Genomic DNA, 24,481 nt, shown 5'->3' with positions numbered 1-24,481 from the left:
CTCATGAAAATACCATACTATATATTACTACTGCCTTTGTTGTTCACAGCATGTAAGAAAACGGACTTCGATAATCCAACAACGCTTACTAATCAGGAAGCCATTGATCAGATCCGAGATCTTGGTCTTAAACTTACCACTAGCAGTGTTCAGACTGTTTTTTCAACTTCGACAAGTTCCGCCGGAACGCATTTCAGCTTGCTGGCAGATCAGACTACAAATACCAATGGTAACTCGTCCTGGTGGGACTTCGCTAATGAGCCCCGTCTGCGTTTAAATAATAACACTTCTTACCGGGGCGCAGTTACTTGGAATACCTTTTATAACAACTTATACCAGGCTAACCTGGATGCAACACTGGCTGTTGATATCATAGAAAAACAAGGCAAGCGCATTTTTGATACTCAAGGCGTAGACCGTACTGATGATTGCCTTGCTGCGGCTTATTATGCAAAAGGCGTGGCTCAGGGATATCTCGGTGTGATTTTCGACAGAGGTATTATTGTCGATGATGCAAATCTGACAACTAAAGATTTTCCAGACTCCTATAAAGCACTTATTGCTAACAGTATCAGACTTATAGATAAATCAATTACATTGGCTGAAGCTAATCAGAGCTTTAAATTTGATTTTTTAAGAGGTCAGACATTAAACAAAGCAAACTTTATCAGGCTGGCCAATTCCATGGCGGCACGTATTCTGTCCTCGGAGTCCAGGGATATAGAAGAATCTGAAAAACTCGGAAGCGCACACTGGACGAAAGTTTTGCAATATGCGGAAAAAGGAATCACTCAGGATTATATGATAAGCACTGTTACGGGCGGTTATTATAATCAGCTGCTCACTAACTTGCTACAGCGTAATTCTGATGGCTCAGGCTGGCTTCCACCGGATCTGAAAGTTGCTTATCTTGCTGATAAGACAGGAAAAACACCTAAGTTTTATCCGCAGACTGGTATTTTGCCCGCTATTGAGAGTGATGATCAGCGGTTCTATAAATATTTTGGATATTCGACCAGTTTCGGAATTCTGATTGAGTCCCGGGGACGTGGCTTGTTTACCAATTACACCCGTGTAAGATGGTTTAATGTAGCGAATACCTTAAATACCCCGGGTGCAGTAAATCCATACTTCCTTACTGAAGAGCTCAGACTGTTGAAATCTGAAGCTAAATTCTGGTTAAAGGATTATTCGGGAGCAGCGAACCTGTTGAATGAAGCTACGGCATCCAGAAAATCTGCCGGAGGTCTGCCTAATGTTGCTCCAGATGAAGACAGTTTGAGAAAGGCTCTGCATTACGAATATGCGATAGAAATCGATGGGGCAGGGGGGGCATTTATCCCTTTCACTTTTATGCGGCGTAATAACCTGCTGGTAGGCGGAACCCCCACTGAATATCCAATTCCTCAGTTACAGCTGGATCTTGTGAAACAACCGGTTTATACTTTTGGAGGTAAAGATTATTTTAATGAAAAAGGAAAATACGGGGAGACAGCGACTGCAGCGAATGTGGGTTGGAAACCCGCAGAATAAGGTAGCTTAAATGCAAAGTCATCTGCTATATTTAAAGATCAGATATAGCAGATGCCATTTGTCCGGACAACATCGCTAATTAAGCGTTAAGACATTAAGGTGAGCAGGCTGATTCTGGGCCTGAAAAGGATCGTGCAACATAATTTAAGACAGATTTGTAACATGTTTAAAATATTAATAACCTATATATCAGTGTTTTAATAATTAATACTACTATTTTGGTAGATTTAATTGTGTAAGTGATCTATACTCCCTATATTTATAAAAAATAATTAACAAAAACATAAAACTCTCATTATGATATCCAGTAGACCGCTCAAAGAAAATATGCTGAATTTGTGTTCAGAAGATCGTCTGCGCTGTTGTTTCTAATAAATTAAGATTTTGGCCTCCATTTAAAGGTAATTCTTTAATATTCTCATTTAAAATCCTGGTACCCCGGGGCATTTTGATAGAATATTATGGTGGTCATTTATTCTTTTAATAAGCTACCGGGGTATCAGGAAGTACCTAATTAATCACCACCATTAATTAGTTGATTTATACAGAAGAAGGGAGAGGCAGTCTCGTTGAACTTCTAGCAACTTTCCATAGGAAAAAGTGCTCAAACTGATCTAGAAATAGATTATAAATTAACCAATAACAAGTTACTCACCGTTTCATGTTAAGGAAATCCAGTTGAATACCTGCATCTGCAGAGGGTATTTGCGTGGACATGAAGGTCAGTACAATGTTATTAAACACTATGAAACTATAGTATTTAAATTAATAACGATGATGAAAACTACAATTTCAGCTAAAATTGCATGCCTGATGACCTCAGTAGTACTACTGGGGGGAACGGTATCTGCGAACGGTTCAAAGCCACTTCCCAGAGAGGGCATATGGCGTGGCGTATTTAATGTAAGTGAATCAAAAGTCCCGTTTAATTTTGAGTTTAAAGGTAAGGATCCTAAGACGGCCATCTTAACGCTGATTAACGGAGCCAGACGTGACGATTTTCATGTTGAACGCCTCGGAGCGGATTCAATTTATGTAAAGATGAACACTTATGACGCTGCGCTGGTGGCAAAACTCGAAGATAATGGTACGCTGACGGGCGAATATCGCAGCCTGGTTCCTGGATTCCGGGGTAATTCTTTACCCTTTGTGGCAGAATATGGTAAAGCCTACCGTTTTGTAGAACCCGGGAAAGATGTTGCACCGAAACATGACATTTCAGGTAAGTGGGAAATCAAAACCTATACTAAAGACGCAGTTCCTGCATCAATTGCCTTGCTTAAACAGACCGGAAATAAGTTAACCGGTGTAATTATGACTGTGGTTGGTGATACCAGAGAACTCGAAGGTACAGTTCAGGGTGATGAATTTGAATTATCAGGCTTTACCGGGCCGAGTCCGTTTATTGTAAAAGGGAAAATTAATGATGACAATAGTATCTCTGGTGAACAGGGTTTTGGCATCTATAAAAATGTGAAGTTCGATGCGCAGCGTAATGAAAAAGCAGCGCTGCCGGATCCTTATAAATTAACCTTCCTTAAAGAAGGATATAATAAACTTGAATTTACCTTCCCCGATCTAAATGGTAAACAGGTTTCTTTAAGTGACGAAAAATACAAAGGTAAAGTAGTTATTATTGAGACAATAGGCACATGGTGCCCTAACTGTACAGATCAGACGGTATTTCTTGCACCTTGGTTTAAGAAAAATCAAAGTCGTGGAGTAGAAGCAATCGCTATTGGCTTTGAGCAAAAAGATGATCTGGAGTATGCAAAATATACCTTAGGTACATTGAAAAATAAGTATGGAATTACTTATGACATACTTTTCGGTGGAATTGCCGATAAGAAAGTTGTTGCTGAAAAGTTGCCTGCGCTGAATAAATTTGTGGCATTCCCTACTACAATTATTATTGATAGAAAGGGTAATGTCAGAGAAATATATACCGGTTATACCGGGACGGTTACCGGAAAGTACTTCGAGGAATATGAGCGAAAATTTAATAAAGTTCTGGATGAACTCATTGCTGAGCCTGTACCCGAATCCCTAACCGTAGCCTATAATAAAGGAAAATAGAGTCCCTGGCTATCCAAATAACCTCAGTTTAATATAAACCAAAAATTTTTTATTATGAAATATCATGTGTATAAAATACAGGTGCTAGCCCTTGCTACGCTTATTTCTTCCTCTTCTCTGGCATTCACAAAGACTGTAGAAGACCCTAAAACAGCCAGGAAATTTATTAAAGAAGGCATCTGGCGCGGCGTTTTCAAAGTAAGTGAAAGTGAAGTGCCTTTTAATTTTGAACTTAAGGGTAAAGATGTCGAAACGGCAACTTTTACCTTACTAAACGGGAGCAGACGGGACGATTTCCATATCCAGTATCTAGGTAAAGACTCGCTTTTTATTAAGATGAATACCTACGACGCTGCCCTGGTAGCTAAAATAGAGAGTGACGGAAAAATAAGCGGCGAATATAGAAGTCTGGTTCCGGGCCTTCGTGGTAATGCACTTCCTTTCACTGCAGAGCAAGGGAAGGACTACCGATTCGTGGAGCCAGGTAAAGACGTTGCGCCAGCAGCCGATCTGACAGGTAAGTGGGAGTTTAAAGGCTTCTCAAAAGAAGCTGTACCAAATAAAGTTGCCGTTCTTAAACAGGTCGGTAACAAACTGACCGGTGTGGTTATGCAGGTAACAGGGGACAGCAGGGAACTGGAAGGAACAGTACAAGGTAACCAGTTCGTATTATCTGGATTTAGCGGGCCCAGTCCCAGAATCTACAGAGGTACGATCAATGAAGATGGAACCTTATCCGGTGAAATAAGTCAGGGGATTTATGACAACCTGAAATTTACAGGTGTAAAAGATAGCAAAGCCGAATTACCGGATCCTTATACATTAACTTCCCTAAAACCGGGGTTAAAAAAGCTTGCATTTACATTTCCGGATTTGACTGGTAAGCCGGTTTCCTTGACTGATGCCAAATACCAAGGAAAGGTAGTGATCGTAGAACTCGTGGGTACATGGTGTCCGAATTGTACCGACCAGACAGTTTTCTTATCTCCCTGGTTCAATAAAAATAAAGAACGAGGTGTTGAAGCGATTGCCATTGGATTTGAACAGAAAGATGATTTGGAGTATGGTAAATATACCCTGGGTAAACTACGTGATAAATACGAAATCAAATATGATATTTTATTTGGCGGGTTAGCAGACAAACGCCTTGTTGCCGACAAATTACCAGCACTGAATAAATTCGTCGCCTATCCTACAACCATTATCATCGACCGTAAAGGTGAAGTGAGAGAAATTTATACCGGCTATACCGGAACCGTTACCGGACAGTACTATTCAGAATACGAGAAGAAATTCAACAAAGTACTTGATGAGCTACTTGCTGAGCCTGTACCACCGGCAACTTATTTTGCTACGCAGACTGCCAGCAGATAATAACAGAATATTAAAACTAAAAATCTCAGATATGAAACAAATTACCACCCTGACTGCAGTTGCAGTAACAACTGTCTTTGTGCTTTCTTCTTTTACAATTGCGCCCAGGTATGCTTATGCGGGTTCAGTTACCAAGCTGGAACTAAGTAAAAAAGCTATATCCTTTAAAGTGGATCCTGGCCAGAGTAAGCTGACGTGGCTTGCAAAGAAAGTTACTGGTGAACACGCCGGCACTATTCAGGTACGTTCAGGATCACTGGAAGTAGATAACAACGTACTTAAAGGAGGAAGTTTTGAACTAGACACCAAGACAATCACAGTTACCGATATCGAAGACAAGGAGGGCAATGCAAAACTCCTGGGACATCTTAAAAGTGATGACTTCTTTGCGGTAGAAAAGTTTGGTACGGCGAAATTTGTAATCACTTCTGCACAAAGTAAAGGTTCAGGACTATATCAGATCAAAGGGAATCTAACCATTAAAGGCATTACTAATGAGGTGACCTTTCCGGCAAATGTAACCCTAGATAATAATAAACTGGTTGCTAAAGCAAAGATCAAAGTAGACAGGACCAAATATGATATCAAATTCAGGTCTAAAAGTTTTTTTGAAAATCTGGGAGATAAGACCATCTATGACGATTTTGAACTCGACATACAGCTTGTGGCCAATAAATAAAATTGGTGATCATTCAGATACCGGGCAGGGTTTTCCTGTCCGGTTCCTACAGCAGCCTTAACGATTTGTATTTTTTGATTTGACAGCTAAAAAAATAAAATGAGAAGACCTAAAATACTTATTTCCGTAGTGCTCACCACACTGGTGTTTATCATTGCAGGCTTTGGTGCCGATGATCCAGATGTGATTAACAGTAAAGAACGCCTTGGAGAAAAACTGTTTTTTGATCCGATCCTTTCTAAAGATAAATCTATCAGCTGTGCGTCCTGCCATAAACCTGAATTTGCTTTTGCTGATACAGCGACCTTCAGCGTGGGAGTTGGAGGAACAATAGGCTCGCGGAATTCTCCTTCAGTTACCAATCTGTCTGGTCGGCCGAACCTGTTCTGGGATGGGCGGGTGTCTTCATTGGAAGAGCAGGCTTTGCAGCCCATCATTAATCCGGTCGAGATGAATCTTCCAATTGCTGAAGCGCTGGAGAGGTTGCAGAAAGACCAGACCTATGCGAAGCTATTTCAGGATATATTTAATGCTGCACCAAATCAGAAGAACCTGTTAGCAGCAATTGCAGCCTATGAACGTACGCTGGAAACCTCAAACAGCCCTTATGATCGTTATATCGACGGGGATGATAATGCTATTTCCGAATCGGCAAAACGGGGCCGGCTGTTGTTCATTGGAAAAGCAAATTGTAATAATTGCCATTCAGGAGAAGATTTTACCGCAGACCGTTTTAAAGGTATAGGTTTATTTAATGGCGCCGATTTAAAAGATGCCGGTAGATTTGAGGTGACCAAAAACCCTGAGCACGAAGGGCACTTTAAAATCCCTGGGTTAAGGAACGTGGCTTTAACGGCCCCTTATATGCATAATGGGATGTTTAAAACACTAAAAGACGTCATTAAATACTATAATAACCCTGACGAGTTTATTAAAAACGGGAAGAACCGGGACCTTTCGCTGAGCAGGCCTCTTGGACTGACAGACGTTGAAATCAACGATCTGGAAGCCTTTTTGGTCACTTTGACAGACGACAGGTTTAATAAAAAATAACCCTTATTTTTTTCTATTACCAATCTGATTTGCTGTGTTTTTAGGCGGATTAGCCACAGGTATGTCTATTTTAAATACGAATAAATGAAAAGAAAACTACTCTTGATACTAATTTTGGGCACATTAATATCCACCCATATTTTTGCTCAGCAAAGAACACTTACTGGAGTGGTTGTCTCTGCGGACGATAAACTGCCGTTGCCCGGCGTTTCAGTAAAAGTGAAAGGACTGGATGGGGCCGCTGTTACCAAACAGGACGGCACATTTAGTATAGTTGTCAGAAACGGCCGGTATCTCCTGGTTTCTTATATCGGTTATAAGTCGGCGGAAGTAGAAATTGGTACAGCTACAAAACTCAGTATTGCTCTGGAGGCCGCGGACAATAACCTTAATGAACTTCAGATTGTGGGCTCACGTAGTGCCAACCGTACTAAACTCAATTCTCCCGTTCCGGTAGATGTGATTGACCTTAAAACCTTGCAGCAATACTCACCGCAAGCGAGCGTCACCCAGTTGCTGCAATATGTGTCGCCCTCATTTCACTCCTCTGTTTCTGGTGGAGGTGATGCGGCCTCGGCAACTTCCACAGTACAGCTTAAAGGTCTTGGAGTCGATCAGGTTTTGGTGCTGGTCAATGGAAAAAGACGCCACAAAAGCTCAAATATTAGTTGGGGAGGTTTAGGAAATGGAGCAACAGGATATGACTTAAATGCTATTCCTGTAGGGTCGATAGACCGCATTGAAATTCTCCGGGATGGTGCTGCTGCACAATATGGGTCAGACGCCATTGCCGGAGTTATCAATATCGTATTGAAAAGTAATGTTAATGAGCTTACAGTAAGTACTTTGGGTAGCATAAGAAGAAGGGGGGACGGGCTAACGACACGTACCAGTGCCAATTTAGGTACGAAATTAGGTTCCCGTGGCTTTCTGAACCTTACGGGTGAATATGCAACACAGGCTGTCTCTTTACCTTCAGGTAAAGACGGAGACGGGCTTTATATCGGGCCGGCTTATGGCGGCGGGGCCAATACCCGTGGATTTGATCAAATATACACCCGGGAAATAGATGACGCGATCATTTCAGGCAGGGGGATAGACCGAAATCATTTTGATACCCGGGGATCTACCAATAAATCGAAAGACGGTTTGTTATCCTTTAATGCAGCCGTACCGCTCGATGATAACTTTGAGCTGTACTCTTTTGGCGGGATTAGCCACCGAAATTCTCAGTTTACTGCTGTTTACAGATTACCAGGCTGGACTGAGCGCAATAACACATTTGTTTATCCCGACGGTTTCCTGCCGGCAATGGATAATATCATCACTGACCTTTCTTTCGCTGTAGGTGTGAAGGGAAAGATCAGGGAATGGAACGTTGATATTTCGAATGTATATGGAAGAAATGCCTTCGATAACCTGATCAGTAATTCACTAAATGCAAGTTTAGGGCAAAAAACGCCGAGGACCTTTAATGCAGGTAGTTACAACGCGTCCCAGAATAGCGGTAGCATAGATTTTTCAAGGAAGTTTGACAAAATATTGAGCGGATTAAATGTAGCTTTCGGTGGTCAGTACCGGGTAGAGACTTATCAGATTAAAGCCGGAGAAGAAAGCTCTTACTCCAAGGCCGATCTGAGTCCAATTTATAAGGTGGAATATACTACAGGAGGAATTCCTTACTTTGCTGCTGCGGGTAGCACTCCTTTAAACGGGCTTTCTCCCGGATCGCAGATACATGCAGGTTTTCGGCCTTCCAATGAAGTAGATGTCAAACGCTCTATCTCAGCAGCCTATGCAGATCTTGAGTTAAACGTCACGAAGAATTGGCTGGTTTCCGGTGCTTTCAGAATAGAAAACTATGCAGATTTTGGCAGCGTAAGTACCTATAAAGCCGCGACAAGATACAGTTTTGCCAAATGGCTGGCTGTAAGAGGAGCCTTTAACACCGGATTCAGGGCACCAGATCTGGCGCAATACTATTATACGGAAACTTCTACTACCTTCCAGAACGGTGTAGCCATCGATCAGGTCACAGCAAATAATGTTAATCCGGCGACCAAAGCTTTGGGAATTCCATCCTTACAGCCCGAAAAATCTAAAGGTTATTCTGCTGGAATTACTTCCCAGCCATTGCAGAATATAGAATTAACACTGGATGCATACAAGATAGATATTGAAGACAGGGTCGGCAATACCGGTCGTTTTTCGGCCACAGATACTAATTTACCGGAAGACGTAAGAGCACTTTTCGTACAAACAGGTACAGTGCAGGCCAAATTTTTCTATAATTCATTCAGCACTAGTACGAAGGGTGTCGAATTTACAGGCAGTTATAAATTCCTGTTACCGAATGGCGCAAATGCAGCCTTTTTAGCAGGAGGTAATTTCCAGAAAACAAAATTGACCAAAGTAAATACACCAAAAGGGCTGGAAGCTTACCGCTACATCATTTTTGACGAGAGTGAAGAAGTGCGGGTTACTTCAGCTATTCCGGCTACAAAGATCACTTTGCAGGGGACATATAATTTCAAAAAGCTAAGTCTGCTGGCAAGAGCAGTTTATTTCGGATCTGTAAAATCGGTTAGCCAGCTGAATGCCAATTTTCCCAGACCCGATTATTATTATCAGGTATACAGGCCTATTTGGGTTACAGACATATCTGCCGGATATAGAATTACGCCTGTTTTGCAGGCAACCATTGGCGTAAATAATCTATTCAATGAGTTAGGAGACTATACCATACCTGCACCAGGAAGCAATATTACCAGAAACCCTTCACCCGGTTCAGTTCAGTCTGGATCCAATGCCGGTGTCCAACCATTTATCAGGTTAGCCGCCAGTTTTAAATAATAGCTGTAATGCGATAACATTGAGCTTCATCAACCTTAAAAAATAAATATACCGATGAGATTTTTAAAAAAATACAAATGGATCCTGGCCTTTCCAGTGCTGGCTTTGACATCCTGCAATAAGGCAGATTATCTGGATATAGATGCGGGTGACAGAACGCCTTTAAGTGCTAAAGTCAAATTCGTTAATGCGCGCCTTTCCTATGTTGCTGTAAACTTTTGGGATTTTACCAGGAAAGTCACACCAGGTCTGTTGCAGAGAAATACAGCATCCGGTTATCTTGATACCCAGTTCGGGAAGGTGCAGTATAACCTGACAGAGGGTTCCAGTGCATCCTATAAAGCTTCCTATGTTTTTGGTGGGAGCGCTAATTTCATACAGGAAACCAATACTGCTTCTTTTGCCGGACCGAACGGACCCATTGCAGATTTTGCGCATAGCCTGTTCGCAGTAAAAAAGCGTTTAACGAGCACACTGAATCCAAATAATACAGACAGTCTGATTTTGGTTTATGATGATCTTGAAAGGCCTGCAGCGGGTAAAGTAAAAATAAGGTTTGCTAATTTCTCACCCGACGCACCAAAGATTGACTTTAGTTATGCTGCCGGTACGACAATATTTTCCGGAGTAGGGTATGGTAATTTCGGGGATCAGGTGGTTATACCATATACGGCTGGTAAAGCTCCGGCAATAGTGGAGGGATTAACATGGAAAACATTGGGGCCCTTTAAAGAAGTAGACGCAGGTACAAACCTGAATTTCCAGATTAAAAATGGAACCGATCAAACTGTTATTCCGGTCAGTAAGAATGCTTTGTCCGGCATTACCCTGGAAGATGGTAAGATATATACCATCTTTATCAACGGACTACGCAGCGGCTCTCCGGAACTTAGTGCAACTATTATCTTGCATAATTAATTAAAAAGCGGGTGTATCATCTTTTTTAAAATGATACACCCGCTTTATTCATGTTTTTATCTTGAAATATCGTTTAAGTTTTTGCGGGAGTAAGCCTTTCAATAACAGCGATGCTGGTTCCGTTGAAACAATCGTCCTGACAGTTGTCTGCTGAAAAACCAAAGACAGAAATCATACCATTGTTTTTCGCTTCGAATGTAGTAGATCCATCTTTTTTTCTGCCTTGTAACAGCACTTTTGCCCGGTCATAGATCACATCGAGTGTAAGACTTTCAGCGGCCTCTGTATGTGTATTTAAAGTGCTTTTATCTTCTGTCCATTGCTTATGTATGGTTACCTCGTGTGACGCAGCACCACCTGAATAGGTCTTGGCAGTATAAGAACGTCCTGTTACTTCGCCATTAACCACAGTTATCTTTGTTTCTGTACGGTACCCCGTCCAGGAAACGGTGCTTACGGTATAGTAATAGCTATTTTCAGAGGTAGCTTTGAAGTCTGTCCAGGCTCTGAAACTTTTATCGTAGTCGTTTTCATATTCGAAATCATTTTTCTTACAGGAGGTAAATAAGGCAGCTGTAATAAACAAGATTAGTAAGTAGTGGTTTCTTTTCATATTTGGTTGGTTTTAAAAGATAAACGACGCCAAAATCGTTTGCGCTACATCAACTGAAATATTTTTCGAATTGCGTAAAAATCAGGGGATTTTTTTATTCAGGACATTCTGTATTTATATTTTTAAGCGCCCGGTTCAGGCTGCGGATCGTTACGCCCATGTAGGCTGCCAGGTCATCTTTTGATAGCGTAAGACCTTGTCTGGCCTGTAATTCAAGTATTTTCTTTAGTCCGAATTCAGGATCAGGCACTGTTTATCGCCGATGCCATACAGATTATGGAACAGGTCCGTCAGGGAAGCGGTTTAATTCAGCTCCCTTTCTCATGCCCGGAGTTTCTCGGTTTCGGACAGCAGCCCGAAGATCTCTTTTGGTAAGTATACAGATGAAAATGGTGTTAAGACGATGCCGGTATCCATTCACGTAAATCATGCACTGGTTGACGGTTATCACGTCGGACAGTTTGTAGCCGGATTTCAGAAACTCATGAATCAGGTCGGTTTAGCGGACGATTTTCTCCTGCAGCAAAACCTCACCCCAATTGTTCAGACTCCATAGTGATTGTACCAGCTGATCTCCAACTGATGTCAGCTGGTATTCTACTTCCAGCGGTTTAAGACGGGTAATTGTTTTATTAATAATGCCGCTTTCTTCCATTTCCTTTAACTGACGTGTTAAAACCCTTCTGTTGATACCAGCTATTTTACTATAAAAGTCTGTCGGTTTTTTTATTCCGTGGTGCAGGTGCCAGACGATGGGTATTTTCCATTTGCCGCTTATTGTATTTACTGCATGCTCCAGCGGACATATTTTGTTCTCAGAAACACGTATTTTACTTTTCATGTATGCATATTTTATAAGAAGGGTTAGGACAAATTTGTCCAGTATTGATTGTTTCAAGTAAGCGTCCGAATTTAGCATTACTTAATTTACCCTTATCAATGAAAACAATTCAAACCACAAGAAAAGGTGTAATTCGGTCCAAAGACGTTCCCGTAGAGATACTTCAGTTGCTCAATAACGGAACAATTGAATCGGTTAATTTGACGGAATGGCTCGCTGTTAATCACTTTGAATTACTGGAACACGTGCTATCTGGTTATCCGGAACAGCTCCGGGTTTGCCGGCATAACACGGCGCAGCTAAATTCACCCAGTGTTCGCCAGCTGATCATAGAAATCGGAAGAACGCTATCGAAAGAAATGTCCTCAAACCCCAATCCTGAATTGTTCAATTATCTGGTGGGGCATCCATCTGATAGTGTCCGTTGCTGGGCGGCCTATATTGTTGGTTTTAATCCCTTAAAAAGTTTGGGAGAAAAGTTATCGGATATATACGTTTTGGCAGCTGATAAACATTTTGGTGTTCGGGAAATTGCATGGATGGCTTTGCGGGATGACGTGAATAATGCACTCCTGGCAGCTGTGAACCTGCTCAAGGAATGGGCTATCTCTGATAATGAAAACATCCGGCGTTTCGCTGTAGAAATCCTGCGTCCTAGAGGAGTCTGGTGCAAGCATATTGAGCTTGTAAAAACTAATCCTGAAATCGCTCTGCCTGTATTAGAAAGTGTTAAAGCTGACCCTTCCGAATATGTAAGATTATCAGTAGGGAACTGGTTAAATGACGCTGGCAAAACTAATCTGGATTGGGTGTTTCAACTCTGTAACAGATGGGCAAAAGAAAATCAGTCAATTGAAACTTCTAAAATTTTAAAAAGAGCAAGAAGAAATCTGTAATCTGAGTAGGTAAATGGCTCGATGTTCTCCGGTGGACATAAAAACGGTATGTTCATTTATTTCAATTAAATGAACATATGGCTTACGATAGAACAAAACCCTTCAATGACGTTCCACTTTTGCCACCTTCGTCTATTGTATCAACGAAGACCTGATCCAAATTCTTAAGGGATAATCTTTAATTACGGCATTTCGATAATACTCTGCGGATTGAGTTCCTTTTGTTTGACGATATTAAACTTATACAGCTCCTCTGTAGTCACCAGTTTACGGGTAGATTTTTCAATGTCTGTACCTTCCTCAGACCACAGGTAAGGACGGAAGCTATAGGATTTACTGCCATCCAGATTTGCGATAAACTGATCCCAGCTCGACCATCTCAGACCTTTATAGAATTTAGAAAGATCGCCTTCAAAACAGAACAGGATAAATTCACTGTATCCTAAATGCAGAGGCTCCCATTTCAGGCTGTTTGGAGCGAGGTAATAGATGTTTTTAAGATCATCACCAAAAGCACCATAATTAATGGCGAAGAAACCACCTACTGCATCATCGGCAACTAAAAGGTAACTCGGGTTGTCGCCATAGGCCTTAATCGTTTTTCCTTTATTCCATTCCGCAACTGAGCGGTTCAGCCTGATACTCCCGGAGCCGAGAATCCTCAGCCAGCCCTGATCGATCATGATCCCACCGGTATTGTAAATAACTGCACCTAATGTTGAGTATGTAGAAACCTGCGCATTAAATAGAGCCGTTTTAGCCAGGCCGGGGGTAACTTCCAGAATTTCCACTTTATTCTTCGCTGTTGCCAGCCATTCCTGAACAAGAGGCCAGGCAGGATCAGCGGAACTAGTTAGTTCTTCGATACTCTGCAGTTTCTGCTGAGCGAATGAAGGGAAGGTAAACAAGATTATAAATAATATAGAGAGAGATTGGATAATGCTTTTCATCGGGTCGGAATAGGATGACTAATTTATAAAGCCCAAATATATAATGATATTCTATAGAAAATGTGTTTTCGTTTTGATTAGCGGATATGTTAGGTCGGAATCAGTTCCTGGGGTCTGATTCCCAGTACTTTGAAAAAGGTATTGCTAAAAGTTGAGACACTATCATAACCCACCTGAATAGCGACGCTTTTGACGTTTTCACCTGGATTAGACAGCAATTCGGCAGCTTTTATAATCTTAAACAGCTTGATATAACCGGCAACCGTGATTCCCAGATCCTGCTTGAATAACCTTTCCATGGTTCGTGCCGACAAGTTAAAACGGGCGGCCACTTCCGGAATCTTTAGTTCCTGGAAATAATGTTCCGTCAGATAATCGATCATGGTCCTGATCCTCGGATTTTGCGGGACAGGTAACACCAATGGGAGGGAAGACTGAAAAGTAAATGGTAAAATTCCGGACAGTGCTTTTAGAAAATCAGCCTCCAGTGGGTCAAAATCCTGTAACCTGGACCATTGCTGTGTAAATAAGATCATTTCCCGGAGTACTGGGGAGGTGTGAAAGATTTTCAGATCCTGAAAAAAAGGATCAGTTCCGGATTTGCTAAAAAAGATGCACCGCAGATATACGGGGTTTACCGGTGCGGAAGTACGGTGTAATAAACCCGGCGGAACCCAGGCACAATGATGAGTCGGTAATAAATAGATCCTGTCGGCTGTGTGGAGGTATTGAACGCCCTTTTCAACATAAATCAGCTGGCCCATTTCATGAGCATGCCACTCGTCGGAAAACTGCCAGTCGGCCTCATGCCACACATAAGCTTCTTTTTCTATACTATCTACTGTCAGGTGGCAGAATCTCGCGCGCTCCATATGTCGTATTATAACATGCTATTGGCAAATATAGATATTAATTGACAAATCATTAGTGCGAGCTTTGTCCTGTTAAATTTTTTAATCCAATACTATGAGATCAAGTCATTTTATAAAGTTCGTTTTTACTGTACTAGGCTGTCTAAGCTTAGTTTTAACTGGTAATTTCACTCAAGCAGCCAACTATATGAAACCAAATAACACACAAATCGAGATTCTGGTACTGTTCAATTCAGAAAATGGAAGCACTTACCGGATGGCACAGGCCATAGCAAGGGGTATAAATTCCTATCCCGGAGCAAAAGCTGTTCTCAAACAAGTGCCAAGAATTATGGCCTTGAAAGATGAGCAGACAAAGTCATTTGCTGCTGTGCCCTATGCGACAATTAATGAATTGCCGCTGTACGATGGCATCGCTTTTGGTTCTGCTGTACACTTTGGTAATATGACTGCAGATATGCGCTATTTTCTGGATCAGTCAGTTACGATCTGGACGCAGCGAAAACTAGAAGGTGTCCCTGCAACAGTATTTATGTCGGCAGGTAGCGGAGCAGGCAGGGAAGGTGCAATTCTCTCTTTCTGGAATACCCTGGCAGTACATGGAATGCTGATCGTACCGGTAGGAATTAACGGCGCTTCGGAAATTGACCAGTCTGTACCTCAGGGGAATACTGTTTTCGGAGCCTCTTCCCTTACCGGAAATAAAATGAGTCCCAGACCTTCAGAAGGAGAGTTGCAAATTGCCAAATTGCAGGGTTATGCCTTAGCAAAAGCTGCGAAAGGACACCGGCTAACTTCAGAAGCAACTGCTGAAATTGTTCCGGCTTTGCAGGAAAATCAAATAGAAGCAAAGTTGAAAGCATTAAATATTGAACTGCCGGAGGCACCAGCACCTGTGGGAAATTATAAACCCTACCGGATCAGCGGAAATCAGGTATTTATTAATCAGGTAGCCTTGATCAATGGAAAAATAGCCCACCCCGGTATTATCGGAACCGACATTTCGCAGGAGCAGGCCAAAGAAGCGACCCGGCAAACCATGCTGAACGTGCTCAGCGTCTTAAAGCAGGCAACAGGTGGAGACCTTAACCGCGTCAGACAGGCAGTTCAGTTAACCGGCTTTTTTAATACAGCCGCCGGATATGCTAATCATGCAGTGTTAATGAATGAAGCGTCAAATCTCCTTGTTGAAATTATGGGAGAATCCGGTATGCATACCAGAGGAACTGTAGGAGCCTCCTCTTTGCCTTTAAATTCAGCGGTTGAAATACAGGCAATATTCGAATTAAAGGATTAGTCCTGTCCTTTTCCTGTTTCTTTTAACAGTAAACTTAAAATGATGGCAATACTAATGCCTGCTATCCAGAAAAATGCTGAGTACTGAAAATGCAATGATTTTTCCATTTCCAGTACAGGGGTTTTTCCGAAAAGCTTTCCAAAAACAGGACTGATCAGTGTGGTTACTCCAAAAGTGATAAAATTTATCGCACCAGTTGCGCTGCCTTTTACTTCGTCAGGATTAGACTCTTTGATTACCGAGTAGGGTATCATTGCAGCTCCCGATGCCACACCGAATATAAAGTTTGATACATATATACTGCATAAGTCTGGCAGAAACAGAATCTGAAGTATCGCTAAAATCATGAGACAGGCACCGCCAATTAGCACCGGTTTGCGTTTGCCTATTCTGTCGGTTATGAAGCCCAGAAGCGGACAACCCAGCACCCATCCCAATGGAATCATAGAGCTGGCAATGGCTGCCTGATGAAAAGTGAAAGCTTTATCCTGCTGGAAGAAGGCAACACCCCAGGTCATTGCAAAGATAGTTGTAGGTGCAAAAAGCAATCCTGAAATCAGACCGCATAACCAGGATTGAGGGTTAGAAAAGACGACTTTATAGGGGTCGAGTAAGCCGACAAGACGTTTAGACTTTTGTGGCGGCTGTTCCTGTGCAGTAGGTTTTGGGATAGTCAGCAGCAATCCAAAAGCTACCAGAATGGTTACTACTCCAGATCCGATCCAGAAGGTTTGCTGACTGAGTCCGGCTGTGAGCCAAGGGCCAACTACAAACTGTCCCGCAGATCCACCCAGCATGCCAACACACTGGGTAAAGCCAATGGCGGTGGCGAGTGATCGCGGGGAGAATCCTTTTGATGCAAGATATACACAGCCCGGAAATGCGAAAGCACAGCCGGCGCCCTGAAGTAAACGTCCTGTAATTCCTGCATACTGGCTGGAAATTACAAAAAGCAGACAGCCGACTCCCAGGATGAGCGTGCCGGTGAACAACGAATATTTAGCGCCGAATTTGTCTAATGCTATTCCGGCGATAAGGCTGACAGTAGAATAAGTAATATAATAAGTTCCTATAATGGAGATCAGGCCACCGGTGTCTACACCAAAAACCTGTGAGAGTTCCGGGATCATTACAGCGGGGGCAGAACGTATCACGTAGTCCAGAAAATAGAAAAGTAAGCCAAAACACCAGGCAATAATATAGATGTTAGGGGTAGAAGACAGCGGGGTAGTTTTGGATGTATTCATCATTAGGATGCTCAGTAAATCGCAGTAAAATTAATCAATTCATCCCATTACCAGATTAAACTATTTACTAAATTGCCCTGTTATACAGACTCAAAACACAATTTAAAAAATGGAAAATCAGACTTCGAGAGATACAGAAAATAAATTATTTATGATTTTATTAGGCTCAAAAGCTCCGGGGAGACATGTAGAACAGCATGATTACTTTTTCGGGATTGCTCCGCATTTGAAAGATCTGGTACCTGAAATTAAAGCCTTTTGGTTGGAAGCAGGTGAGAAAATCCATATAGATGCATGGCGTGAAGTAAATACCGTGGAAGGTTTTAAAGTCACAATACAAATAAATTCAGGGCAGCCGGCCGAAGAACAGCATTCCAGATTATTCTTTATAAATCTTGGCGGTTATCAGCGGAATAAATTTGAAGAACAGCATTACCCCATTCTAACTGTTAGGGATAGTATGGCTGAGGCCTCCAGAACTGCGAAGGATACGTTGTTTTTTAAAGAGAATCATTTTGAAGGGGCTACCTCTCATATCGATGATAAATATGGCGTTGATGTAGACGATCTCTATCAAATTGAAGATATCCTCGCCCCGGGGCAGAAAGCAAAGTACCGGATTGTGCTACAACCGGCTGAGGGCTTAAAAGAGGATGAAATTCATTTGGGATATTTGAAACTGGGCAGTCTGGTTAAACTTTAACCGGAGCTGACGGCAGCGTAATAGTTCTGATATTTTTTAGGCGATAATAACTTTTACGCCTTTTTCTTCCAGGATTTTTACCATGCTTTCACTGACTTTATCATCTGTAACTACATAGTCGACCTGCTCAAACCCACAGATCTTACCCAGGCCTCTCCGGTTAAATTTGGTGCTGTCTGCTAATATAACCAGTGTCTGCGCCGTTTCTATCATTTTTTGGTTAAGCGTAGCTTCGGCAATATTCGTAATTGAGAATCCAAAATCAGGGTCAATGCCATCAACGCCAAGAAAGAGTATGCCACAAGATATTTCCTGTAAAATTCGGTCGGCATATGACCCGGCTACAGAAGAAGAGTTTGGTCTGATGAGCCCGCCGAGCTGCAGTACCTCTACATTTGGTCTGTTGCTGAGTTCCAAACCCACTTTTAGAGCAGGCGTAATCACGGTAATGGGTTTAGACGGATGAAGAAATCTGGCGAGTTCAAAAACCGTTGTACCGGAGCCGATAATCAGCGAGTCATTTATTCCTATCAGTTTAACTGCGGCCTTTGCAATCTTTTGTTTTTCTTCATTATTGATGAATTCTTTTTCATTGATATTACGCTCAGCTGCATAGGGATTATTTAATGATCCACCGCCCCGGGTACGGAACAATAAATTTTTCTCTTCCAGTAATTTCAGATCCTTACGTATGGTTACACCCGATACATCCATTAACTCAGACAGTTCGATGATGCCTACTTTACCATTTTTTTTTAGTTGTTGAAGTATAAATGCATGTCTGTCTGTGATATTCTTCATGTTTTGGTGCTTATGAATTTTTCAAAATCAATTATCCTGCAGGTTATGATCCAGACGATGAAGTATGCCAGAATTCGATAATTCCATAATAATTAGATACAAATGTAATTTAAAAAACAATAATTATGCCGTGGCTACGATAACTTTAACGCCTTTTTCTTCAATCCGTCTGACCATTTGAGCAGGGGCCAGGTGGTCTGTTACCAAATAGTGTACCTGATCGAATCCGCATATCTTTCCGAGTCCTCGTTTGTTAAACTTTGAACTATCTGCCAGGATGACAACTTTTTCTGCAGTGTCAATCATCTTCTGGTTTAGTGCTGCCTCGGCAAGATTGGTGATGGAAAATCCGAAATCCAGATCAATCCCATCTACTCCGAGAAATACCATGCTGCAGGAGATGTCCGATAAAATGCGCTCCGCGTAGAAACCGGCAACCGAAGATGAGTTCGGTCTGATCAGTCCGCTCAGTTGCAGTACTTCTACATGAGGTCGATTGCTTAATTCTAAACCGATTTTTAATGCAGGTGTAATGATGGTGAGTGGTTTTTGAGGATAAAGACATCTTGCAAGTTCGAAGACTGTTGTTCCTGAGCCAATGCTAATTGAATCATGATTTCCAATCAATCCCAATGCCGCTTTGGCAATATCAATCTTTTGCTCCCGGTGAAACAAAGACTTCTCATGAATGGTCCGCTCATTAGCATAAAGATCGTCAATTGAGGCTCCTCCACGTGTGCGGAAAAGTAAATTTTTATCTTCCAATAGCTTGAGGTCTTTTCTAATCGTCACGCCTGAAACTTCCATTAGATATATAAGTTCCTGTATGCTCACTTTTCCGGATTCTTTAAGACTTTGCAAGATAAATGTATGCCGTTCTGTGCTGTTTTTCATTCGATCTGATTATTAGTATCAATAAGCACGCCTGTTCCAGAAGAAACAGGCGTGAATTTTTTAATATCCTGGATTTTGGGCCAGGCTGCCACCGCTGGCATCTATCTGAACCTGGGGAACAGGGAAAAGTAAATCGCGGTCTGCGAAAGTATAAGGTAAAGCTGATGCGGAATTTGTGCGGTCTCCGCCAAATCTTTTTTCGGTCATCACCTCTTTAGCCAGATCTGTTCTGACCAGGTCAAACCACCGCAGATTTTCAAAGGCAAACTCAATCCGGCGTTCATGCATCAATACATTTTGCCAGTCCTTTTTTGAGGATAATTGCGATTGAACTATAGGTTGATTTGCTGTGAACCTTGTCCTCACCTGGTTTAATAAGTTCAGTGCCTCTGAATTTGGGAATCCGGTTTCGTTCAGCGCTTCGGCTTTCATTAACAGGATGTCTGCATAGCGAAGGACAACAATTTTAATATCAATTGTATTATCTGCGCCCACGTTCTCATTGTGTATTTTGGTACTATAGTAGGTTTTGATACCCGATTCCTTTACATTCGCCGCTAGTCTTGGGTCATTTTTGTAGCTCTCCATCAGGTCTCTCGACGCGGTATTGTTATAATCGTGGTTAACGTTTAAATAGGGGAATCCTTCTGAATTGGTTCCGGATTTAAATGAGATTTTAAAGATGACCTCATCACTTTTGCCGCTGTAGCGGAAAATGTTACTATAGTCTTTATCCAACGTGTGCTTTGCAGCACTAATCACCTTGTTCGTGTATTCAAGTACTTTTGGGAAATCTTTACGAACAAGATAAACTCTGGCGAGCAGGGCATCTGCAGCAGATTTGGTCACACGGCCCTCCTCGGTTGCACTGTAAGTTTGAGGGAGCATTTCTGCTGCTTCTCCAAGATCTGTAATGATTTGATTATAGATCTGTTGAGCTGGGGTACGCTGCTGACCAATAAAACTCATCGGATCTTTAGTTTCATCTACAACAAGGGGTACATCGCCCCAGATCTGGACCAGATAGAAGTACGCCAGCGCACGGAGAAATTTAACTTCCCCTTTACGTATCCTTTTCAGGTTTTCGTCCATGTTTATTGCGTCTATACGGTTTAACACAATGTTTGCACGTTGGATGGCGGTATAAGAAGAATGCCAGAAATTATTCAGGTAAGTATTTGCAGAGGTAAGATTAAAGTTGTCAAAATCTGCATATGCTCCACCTACCGGCGTAGTCGCGAAATTATAAGAATTGTCGCTGCGAACTTCTCCGAAATGATCCAGGTATCCAGGTCGCATCAATGTTTGAATACCGTCGTAGGTAGCTACAACACCTTGGTTAATATCCGACTCGGTTTTATAGAAGTTATCGACGCTGTTTTCTGACAGCGGTTTTAAATCAATATAAGACTTGCAGGAAGCCAGTGTTAAAATCAGTAAAAATGGAAATAGATATTTCATAATAATTTAGATTAAAAAGTAAGGTTTAGACCGATGGTACTGGTTCTGCTGACCGGATAGTTTCCAAATTCCTCGCCTGGTGTTAATGCGCTGCCTGTATTGCTGGATACTTCCGGGTTATAACCAGAATATTTGGTCCAGGTAAATGGATTCATGAATGCGGTGTATATTCTTAATCTGCCGATACTCAATTTATCGGTAACAGCTTTGCCGAAAGTATAACCGACGCTAATATCACGGATACGAATGAATGATGCATCTTCTATCTGCCAGCTCGAGGCACGTGTGTGAGTGCTGGAACCGACTCCCCAGACCGGGCGTGGTGCTGCATCACTCAGGTAAACAGAAAGATTATTTCCCCAGGCTTCAGCCAGGTAGCGGTGCATGGTGTTAATGATCTGAAAGCCCTGTTTTGTGTAGGCTGATGCAGAAAAATCAAAGTTTTTATAACTATAAGAAATATTCAAGCCGATCTGGTAATCAGGATTGTTGTTTCCTAAGATCACCCGGTCATCTGCATTGACCACGCCGTCGCCATTAGTGTCCTGATAAATGAAATCACCGACAGCTTGTTTTCCGAACTGTGCGGTGCTGCCCAATTGTGCTGCAGATTCAAACTTGCCCAGTACCTGGTATCCGTAGAATTCGCCGACAGCATTTCCAATTCTGGTAATATGCGATCCGGTCAGGCCGCCATTGGAGATGATCTGCTTTTGACCCGGGCCTAAGGCCAGTACCTTATTTCGGTTGGCTGAGAAATTTACACTTACCGACAAATTACTGTGGCTGCTTAGTGTTTTGTTCATTGCCATCATCAATTCAATTCCCTGGTTTCTCATTGCTCCGATGTTCTGAAGAGATGAGCTGTAACCCGAAGCAGATGGTACAGGTACGTCCAGCAGTAAGTCTGTGGTATGTGCATTGTAATAATCAGCAGAAAAACTGAAGTCTTTAGCGAAATTAATATCCAGACCTGCATCTATTGTTTTGGTTGTTTCCCAGGAGAGGTTTTCATTAGGTGCTGTATTGGGATAGAGTCCGGACTGTACGACATCACCAAAAGTATATTTTCCGGTAGTAGAGAGCAGGGCGACTGAACCATAATAAGGAATGTCGTTATTACCGGTAACACCATAACTGGCTCTCATTTTCAATTCACTGATGAATCCCTTGTTAAAGAATTTTTCATCGGAAATTCTCCAGCCTGCCGACACAGAAGGGAAATATCCCCATTTGGTGTTTGCTCCGAATTTAGACGATCCGTCGGCACGTAAAGTACCAGTTAACAGGTATTTACCCAGGTAACTGTAGGACGCACGTGTGAAATAAGAAAGCAAGCTCCATTCCCGCTGCCCTTCGTCACTGTATCGTTCTTGTGCAGTGTTAATTGTTCTGACATTATCGGTGGCAAAATTACGGCCTTCGGCAGTCGTATTTTTGTTAGTTTCTTTTTGCATACTTGTACCCAGGACTATATTCAGGTCGTGTTTATCTGCAAAAGTGTTTTTATATTCTACCGTATTGTCCCACAGGATATTTACAGAATTTGAATTAAAGACAGATCCATAATTGAAATAAGTTGTAGGAGCTTTTTCCGTTCTATAGCTCAGTGATTTGGGCCGGTAATAGGTTCTGATGTTCTGGCTAAAATCCCCTCCTAATGTCGTTTTGAATTTTAGATTCTTTAAGATATTATATTCCAGGTTGTTGCTGAATGTAAGACGGTATTGGTCCATCTTGTTGTCAACCTGGTTGGCTAGTGCCAGCGGATTCTGAAACTGTACGACATTTGATTCTCCGCTCCAGAGCGTTTCAAATAATCTGTCCACCTGGTAGCTGCCGTCCGGGTTGTAAGCCGGTAATTGTGGATGCTGCATTAAAACACCGATTACCAGACCTTCGTCACCCCAATTTTTCTCTGATCTGGCCAGATTGTTAGCAATGTAGGAAGGGGCCAGATTAATGCTGTATTTTAGTTTGTCATTAAGTTTGGTTTCCAGATTTAATCTCAGGCCAGTTTTTTTGATTCCGGAATTCGGAATTATTCCCTGCTGATCCATGTAGTTTGCAGATATAAAATACCTTGTTTTCTCGTTACCTCCGCTCACAGAAAGATCATAATTCTGGGTTGCAGCTTTCCGGTAAAATTCGTCTTGCCAGTCTGTGTTGTTTAATCCGGTTTCTCCATTGATATAAGGAATCATATAAGCCGGGTAACGATCATCGATATTTCTGAGTGACAATGCGTCGGTAGCTTTGTGGGTTAGCGGATCTTTGTTTATCCAGCTCAGGTCTCTGGCCAGTTTCGTGTAATTGGATAATTGATAGGCATCCATTACGTCGACTTTTTTGGCAAGGGAGGAGACGCCGCCATAAGCGTTAAAACTAATTGTAGGTGCGCCCGCCGAACCTTTTTTAGTAGTTATAATCACGACCCCGTTTGAGCCTCTTGATCCGTAGATTGCAGTAGCTGCGGCATCTTTCAGGATCTGAATGTTCTCGATATCAGAAGGATTGATTGAATTTAATGGGTTTACCTGATAATTGAAGTTATTATTCCCCTGACTAAACCGGTCTCCGTTGTTTGTGGATAACGGAACGCCGTCTATTACATATAAAGGATCTGTACCTCCAGTGATGGAACCTGTTCCTCTTACAGTTACGGAAAGCCCGCCGCCGGGTGCACCATTGCTTTGCGAGATATTCACTCCCGGCACTTTTCCGGCGAGTGCCTGGTCAAAACTTGTAACCGGCTTATTTTCCAGCTGTTTGCTGTCTATGGTGGTTATGGAGCTAATTACATTTCTGCGGCTCGTTGTGCCATAACCGACAACGACTACATCATTGAGATTGGTGTTTTCATCTTTCAACTGCACAACAATTCCGGACTGCCCGTTAAAAGTGACTTCCTGAGTCTGATAACCGATCATGCGAAAGAGTAATATAGTGCCTGATTTAACCTGAAGGGTAAAGGTTCCGTTTTCTGCCGTTGCAGTTCCTGTTTGCGGGCTCCCTTTAACTGATATAGATACCCCTGGCATTGGATTTCCCTCACTGTCGGAGACTCTGCCCTGGGCATTTTGCTGAGCTAACAGGGCGCCCGTCTGTAGCAGCATAGCTACTAGTAAAACATAAAATTTTCTCATCGTACATTTGGTTTTATTTGGTTATTTAAAGCGTTTAATATGTGTTTGTATTTCTCTGATTTGTGTTTTTTCTCGGTTTTATTTTAATTCAATAAGCGAATTTAAACCTTTTTAAATTTATTATTCAACTAATATAAAGAATATTAAACTTAATTAAAGTTGTGTTTATTTATATTTAATGTAAAAATAATATGCACTTAACATTCTGTAATATAGAGTTTAGTGATTAGTTTTAATTGTTAAACCGCTTTTTTGAACCCAATTTGCATGTTTT

21 protein-coding genes and 1 riboswitch are annotated in these 24,481 nt (G+C 41.9%); of the genes, 11 read left to right on the top strand and 10 right to left on the bottom strand.

Features of this window, described 5'->3' with window-relative positions:
* The first annotated feature begins 3 nt into the window (after positions 1-3).
* The 7 genes from BM192_RS14210 (at position 4) to BM192_RS14180 (ending at position 10,486) form a co-directional block, all read left to right on the top strand.
* The gene (locus BM192_RS14210; RefSeq protein WP_074964032.1) at positions 4-1,533 is read left to right on the top strand and encodes a RagB/SusD family nutrient uptake outer membrane protein; all 1,530 of its coding nucleotides are present in this window, start codon (positions 4-6) and stop codon (positions 1,531-1,533) included.
* Between the two features lie 537 nt (positions 1,534-2,070).
* Positions 2,071-2,167: riboswitch (SAM riboswitch) on the top strand.
* 140 nt (positions 2,168-2,307) lie between these two features.
* A complete protein-coding gene (locus BM192_RS14205) occupies positions 2,308-3,609 on the top strand; it encodes a peroxiredoxin family protein (RefSeq protein WP_201771354.1) in 1,302 nt (433 codons plus the stop codon).
* A 54-nt stretch (positions 3,610-3,663) separates the two neighbouring features.
* Positions 3,664-4,983 (top strand): peroxiredoxin family protein, encoded by a 1,320-nt coding sequence (locus tag BM192_RS14200; protein ID WP_074589935.1) that lies wholly within the window; start codon positions 3,664-3,666, stop codon positions 4,981-4,983.
* A gap of 31 nt (positions 4,984-5,014) precedes the next feature.
* Positions 5,015-5,662, top strand: a complete 648-nt coding sequence (locus BM192_RS14195; RefSeq protein WP_037438672.1) for a YceI family protein — start codon at positions 5,015-5,017, stop codon at positions 5,660-5,662.
* Between the two features lie 99 nt (positions 5,663-5,761).
* A complete protein-coding gene (locus BM192_RS14190) occupies positions 5,762-6,715 on the top strand; it encodes a cytochrome-c peroxidase (RefSeq protein WP_037438675.1) in 954 nt (317 codons plus the stop codon).
* Positions 6,716-6,799: 84 nt separating this feature from the next.
* Positions 6,800-9,568, top strand: a complete 2,769-nt coding sequence (locus BM192_RS14185; RefSeq protein ID WP_037438677.1) for a TonB-dependent receptor — start codon at positions 6,800-6,802, stop codon at positions 9,566-9,568.
* 54 nt (positions 9,569-9,622) lie between these two features.
* On the top strand, positions 9,623-10,486 hold the full coding sequence (locus BM192_RS14180; RefSeq protein WP_037438679.1) for a DUF4397 domain-containing protein: 864 nt from the start codon (positions 9,623-9,625) through the stop codon (positions 10,484-10,486).
* Between the two features lie 73 nt (positions 10,487-10,559).
* On the opposite strand, the gene BM192_RS14175 is transcribed toward BM192_RS14180, so the two are convergent.
* Positions 10,560-11,099, bottom strand: coding sequence for a hypothetical protein (locus BM192_RS14175; protein WP_037438681.1), 540 nt, complete (start codon positions 11,097-11,099; stop codon positions 10,560-10,562).
* A gap of 94 nt (positions 11,100-11,193) precedes the next feature.
* Entirely contained in the window at positions 11,194-11,349 is a 156-nt protein-coding gene (locus BM192_RS20765) for a helix-turn-helix domain-containing protein (protein WP_139218449.1), read from the bottom strand.
* 111 nt (positions 11,350-11,460) lie between these two features.
* Here BM192_RS20765 and BM192_RS21210 point away from each other — a divergent pair, with 111 nt between their 5' ends.
* The gene (locus tag BM192_RS21210; RefSeq protein WP_081857467.1) at positions 11,461-11,655 is read left to right on the top strand and encodes a CatA-like O-acetyltransferase; all 195 of its coding nucleotides are present in this window, start codon (positions 11,461-11,463) and stop codon (positions 11,653-11,655) included.
* Here the strand turns inward: BM192_RS21210 and BM192_RS14165 are convergent.
* The gene (locus BM192_RS14165; protein ID WP_037438748.1) at positions 11,599-11,940 is read right to left on the bottom strand and encodes a winged helix-turn-helix transcriptional regulator; all 342 of its coding nucleotides are present in this window, start codon (positions 11,938-11,940) and stop codon (positions 11,599-11,601) included. The genes BM192_RS21210 and BM192_RS14165 overlap by 57 nt on opposite strands.
* Positions 11,941-12,038: 98 nt before the next feature.
* Here BM192_RS14165 and BM192_RS14160 point away from each other — a divergent pair, with 98 nt between their 5' ends.
* Entirely contained in the window at positions 12,039-12,836 is a 798-nt protein-coding gene (locus tag BM192_RS14160; protein ID WP_037438683.1) for a DNA alkylation repair protein, read from the top strand.
* A 182-nt stretch (positions 12,837-13,018) separates the two neighbouring features.
* Here the strand turns inward: BM192_RS14160 and BM192_RS14155 are convergent, their stop codons facing one another.
* A complete protein-coding gene (locus tag BM192_RS14155; protein ID WP_051759646.1) occupies positions 13,019-13,786 on the bottom strand; it encodes a DUF2625 domain-containing protein in 768 nt (255 codons plus the stop codon).
* A gap of 89 nt (positions 13,787-13,875) precedes the next feature.
* Positions 13,876-14,658 carry an AraC family transcriptional regulator gene (locus BM192_RS14150; protein WP_037438685.1) on the bottom strand — a complete coding sequence of 261 codons (783 nt, stop codon included), beginning with the start codon at positions 14,656-14,658 and terminating at the stop codon, positions 13,876-13,878.
* A gap of 187 nt (positions 14,659-14,845) precedes the next feature.
* Between BM192_RS14150 and wrbA the strand changes: the two genes are divergently transcribed.
* Complete coding sequence (wrbA, locus tag BM192_RS14145) at positions 14,846-15,955, top strand: NAD(P)H:quinone oxidoreductase (protein ID WP_201771357.1); 1,110 nt, start codon at positions 14,846-14,848, stop codon at positions 15,953-15,955.
* Here the strand turns inward: wrbA and BM192_RS14140 are convergent.
* Positions 15,952-17,205: an MFS transporter gene (locus BM192_RS14140; protein ID WP_201771358.1), complete on the bottom strand. Its 1,254-nt coding sequence runs from the start codon at positions 17,203-17,205 to the stop codon at positions 15,952-15,954. The genes wrbA and BM192_RS14140 overlap by 4 nt on opposite strands.
* Positions 17,206-17,311: 106 nt before the next feature.
* Between BM192_RS14140 and BM192_RS14135 the strand changes: the two genes are divergently transcribed.
* Entirely contained in the window at positions 17,312-17,905 is a 594-nt protein-coding gene (locus BM192_RS14135; protein ID WP_037438689.1) for a DUF1543 domain-containing protein, read from the top strand.
* Between the two features lie 36 nt (positions 17,906-17,941).
* Here BM192_RS14135 and BM192_RS14130 read toward each other — a convergent pair whose 3' ends face one another.
* The 4 genes from BM192_RS14130 to BM192_RS14115 all read right to left on the bottom strand — a co-directional run bounded on the left by BM192_RS14130 (position 17,942) and on the right by BM192_RS14115 (position 24,207).
* Complete coding sequence (locus BM192_RS14130; RefSeq protein WP_037438692.1) at positions 17,942-18,706, bottom strand: DeoR/GlpR family DNA-binding transcription regulator; 765 nt, start codon at positions 18,704-18,706, stop codon at positions 17,942-17,944.
* Positions 18,707-18,829: 123 nt separating this feature from the next.
* Positions 18,830-19,600: a DeoR/GlpR family DNA-binding transcription regulator gene (locus BM192_RS14125; RefSeq protein ID WP_037438694.1), complete on the bottom strand. Its 771-nt coding sequence runs from the start codon at positions 19,598-19,600 to the stop codon at positions 18,830-18,832.
* A gap of 60 nt (positions 19,601-19,660) precedes the next feature.
* Positions 19,661-21,061, bottom strand: coding sequence for a RagB/SusD family nutrient uptake outer membrane protein (locus BM192_RS14120; protein ID WP_051759648.1), 1,401 nt, complete (start codon positions 21,059-21,061; stop codon positions 19,661-19,663).
* Positions 21,062-21,072: 11 nt separating this feature from the next.
* The gene (locus tag BM192_RS14115; protein ID WP_051759650.1) at positions 21,073-24,207 is read right to left on the bottom strand and encodes a SusC/RagA family TonB-linked outer membrane protein; all 3,135 of its coding nucleotides are present in this window, start codon (positions 24,205-24,207) and stop codon (positions 21,073-21,075) included.
* Positions 24,208-24,481 lie beyond the last annotated feature (274 nt).

Source organism: Pedobacter antarcticus (assembly GCF_900112985.1).
In the GTDB taxonomy this organism is placed as follows: domain Bacteria; phylum Bacteroidota; class Bacteroidia; order Sphingobacteriales; family Sphingobacteriaceae; genus Pedobacter; species Pedobacter antarcticus.
Note: the sequence above shows the minus strand (reverse complement) of the source record. Positions and strands in the feature narration are given on the sequence as shown.

Bases quoted from the DNA above. Each gene is read 5' to 3' on its own strand.
- BM192_RS14125 (WP_037438694.1), bottom strand. From the start codon at position 19,600: ATGAAAAACAGCACAGAACGGCATACATTTATCTTGCAAAGTCTTAAA.
- BM192_RS14160 (WP_037438683.1), top strand. From the start codon at position 12,039: ATGAAAACAATTCAAACCACAAGAAAAGGTGTAATTCGGTCCAAAGAC.
- BM192_RS14120 (WP_051759648.1), bottom strand. From the start codon at position 21,061: ATGAAATATCTATTTCCATTTTTACTGATTTTAACACTGGCTTCCTGC.
- BM192_RS14195 (WP_037438672.1), top strand. From the start codon at position 5,015: ATGAAACAAATTACCACCCTGACTGCAGTTGCAGTAACAACTGTCTTT.
- BM192_RS14205 (WP_201771354.1), top strand. From the start codon at position 2,308: ATGATGAAAACTACAATTTCAGCTAAAATTGCATGCCTGATGACCTCA.
- BM192_RS14130 (WP_037438692.1), bottom strand. From the start codon at position 18,706: ATGAAGAATATCACAGACAGACATGCATTTATACTTCAACAACTAAAA.
- BM192_RS14135 (WP_037438689.1), top strand. From the start codon at position 17,312: ATGGAAAATCAGACTTCGAGAGATACAGAAAATAAATTATTTATGATT.
- BM192_RS14180 (WP_037438679.1), top strand. From the start codon at position 9,623: ATGAGATTTTTAAAAAAATACAAATGGATCCTGGCCTTTCCAGTGCTG.
- BM192_RS14175 (WP_037438681.1), bottom strand. From the start codon at position 11,099: ATGAAAAGAAACCACTACTTACTAATCTTGTTTATTACAGCTGCCTTA.
- BM192_RS14140 (WP_201771358.1), bottom strand. From the start codon at position 17,205: ATGATGAATACATCCAAAACTACCCCGCTGTCTTCTACCCCTAACATC.
- BM192_RS14150 (WP_037438685.1), bottom strand. From the start codon at position 14,658: ATGGAGCGCGCGAGATTCTGCCACCTGACAGTAGATAGTATAGAAAAA.
- BM192_RS14210 (WP_074964032.1), top strand. From the start codon at position 4: ATGAAAATACCATACTATATATTACTACTGCCTTTGTTGTTCACAGCA.
- BM192_RS14115 (WP_051759650.1), bottom strand. From the start codon at position 24,207: ATGAGAAAATTTTATGTTTTACTAGTAGCTATGCTGCTACAGACGGGC.
- BM192_RS14190 (WP_037438675.1), top strand. From the start codon at position 5,762: ATGAGAAGACCTAAAATACTTATTTCCGTAGTGCTCACCACACTGGTG.
- BM192_RS14155 (WP_051759646.1), bottom strand. From the start codon at position 13,786: ATGAAAAGCATTATCCAATCTCTCTCTATATTATTTATAATCTTGTTT.
- BM192_RS14200 (WP_074589935.1), top strand. From the start codon at position 3,664: ATGAAATATCATGTGTATAAAATACAGGTGCTAGCCCTTGCTACGCTT.
- BM192_RS14185 (WP_037438677.1), top strand. From the start codon at position 6,800: ATGAAAAGAAAACTACTCTTGATACTAATTTTGGGCACATTAATATCC.
- BM192_RS14165 (WP_037438748.1), bottom strand. From the start codon at position 11,940: ATGAAAAGTAAAATACGTGTTTCTGAGAACAAAATATGTCCGCTGGAG.
- wrbA (WP_201771357.1), top strand. From the start codon at position 14,846: ATGAAACCAAATAACACACAAATCGAGATTCTGGTACTGTTCAATTCA.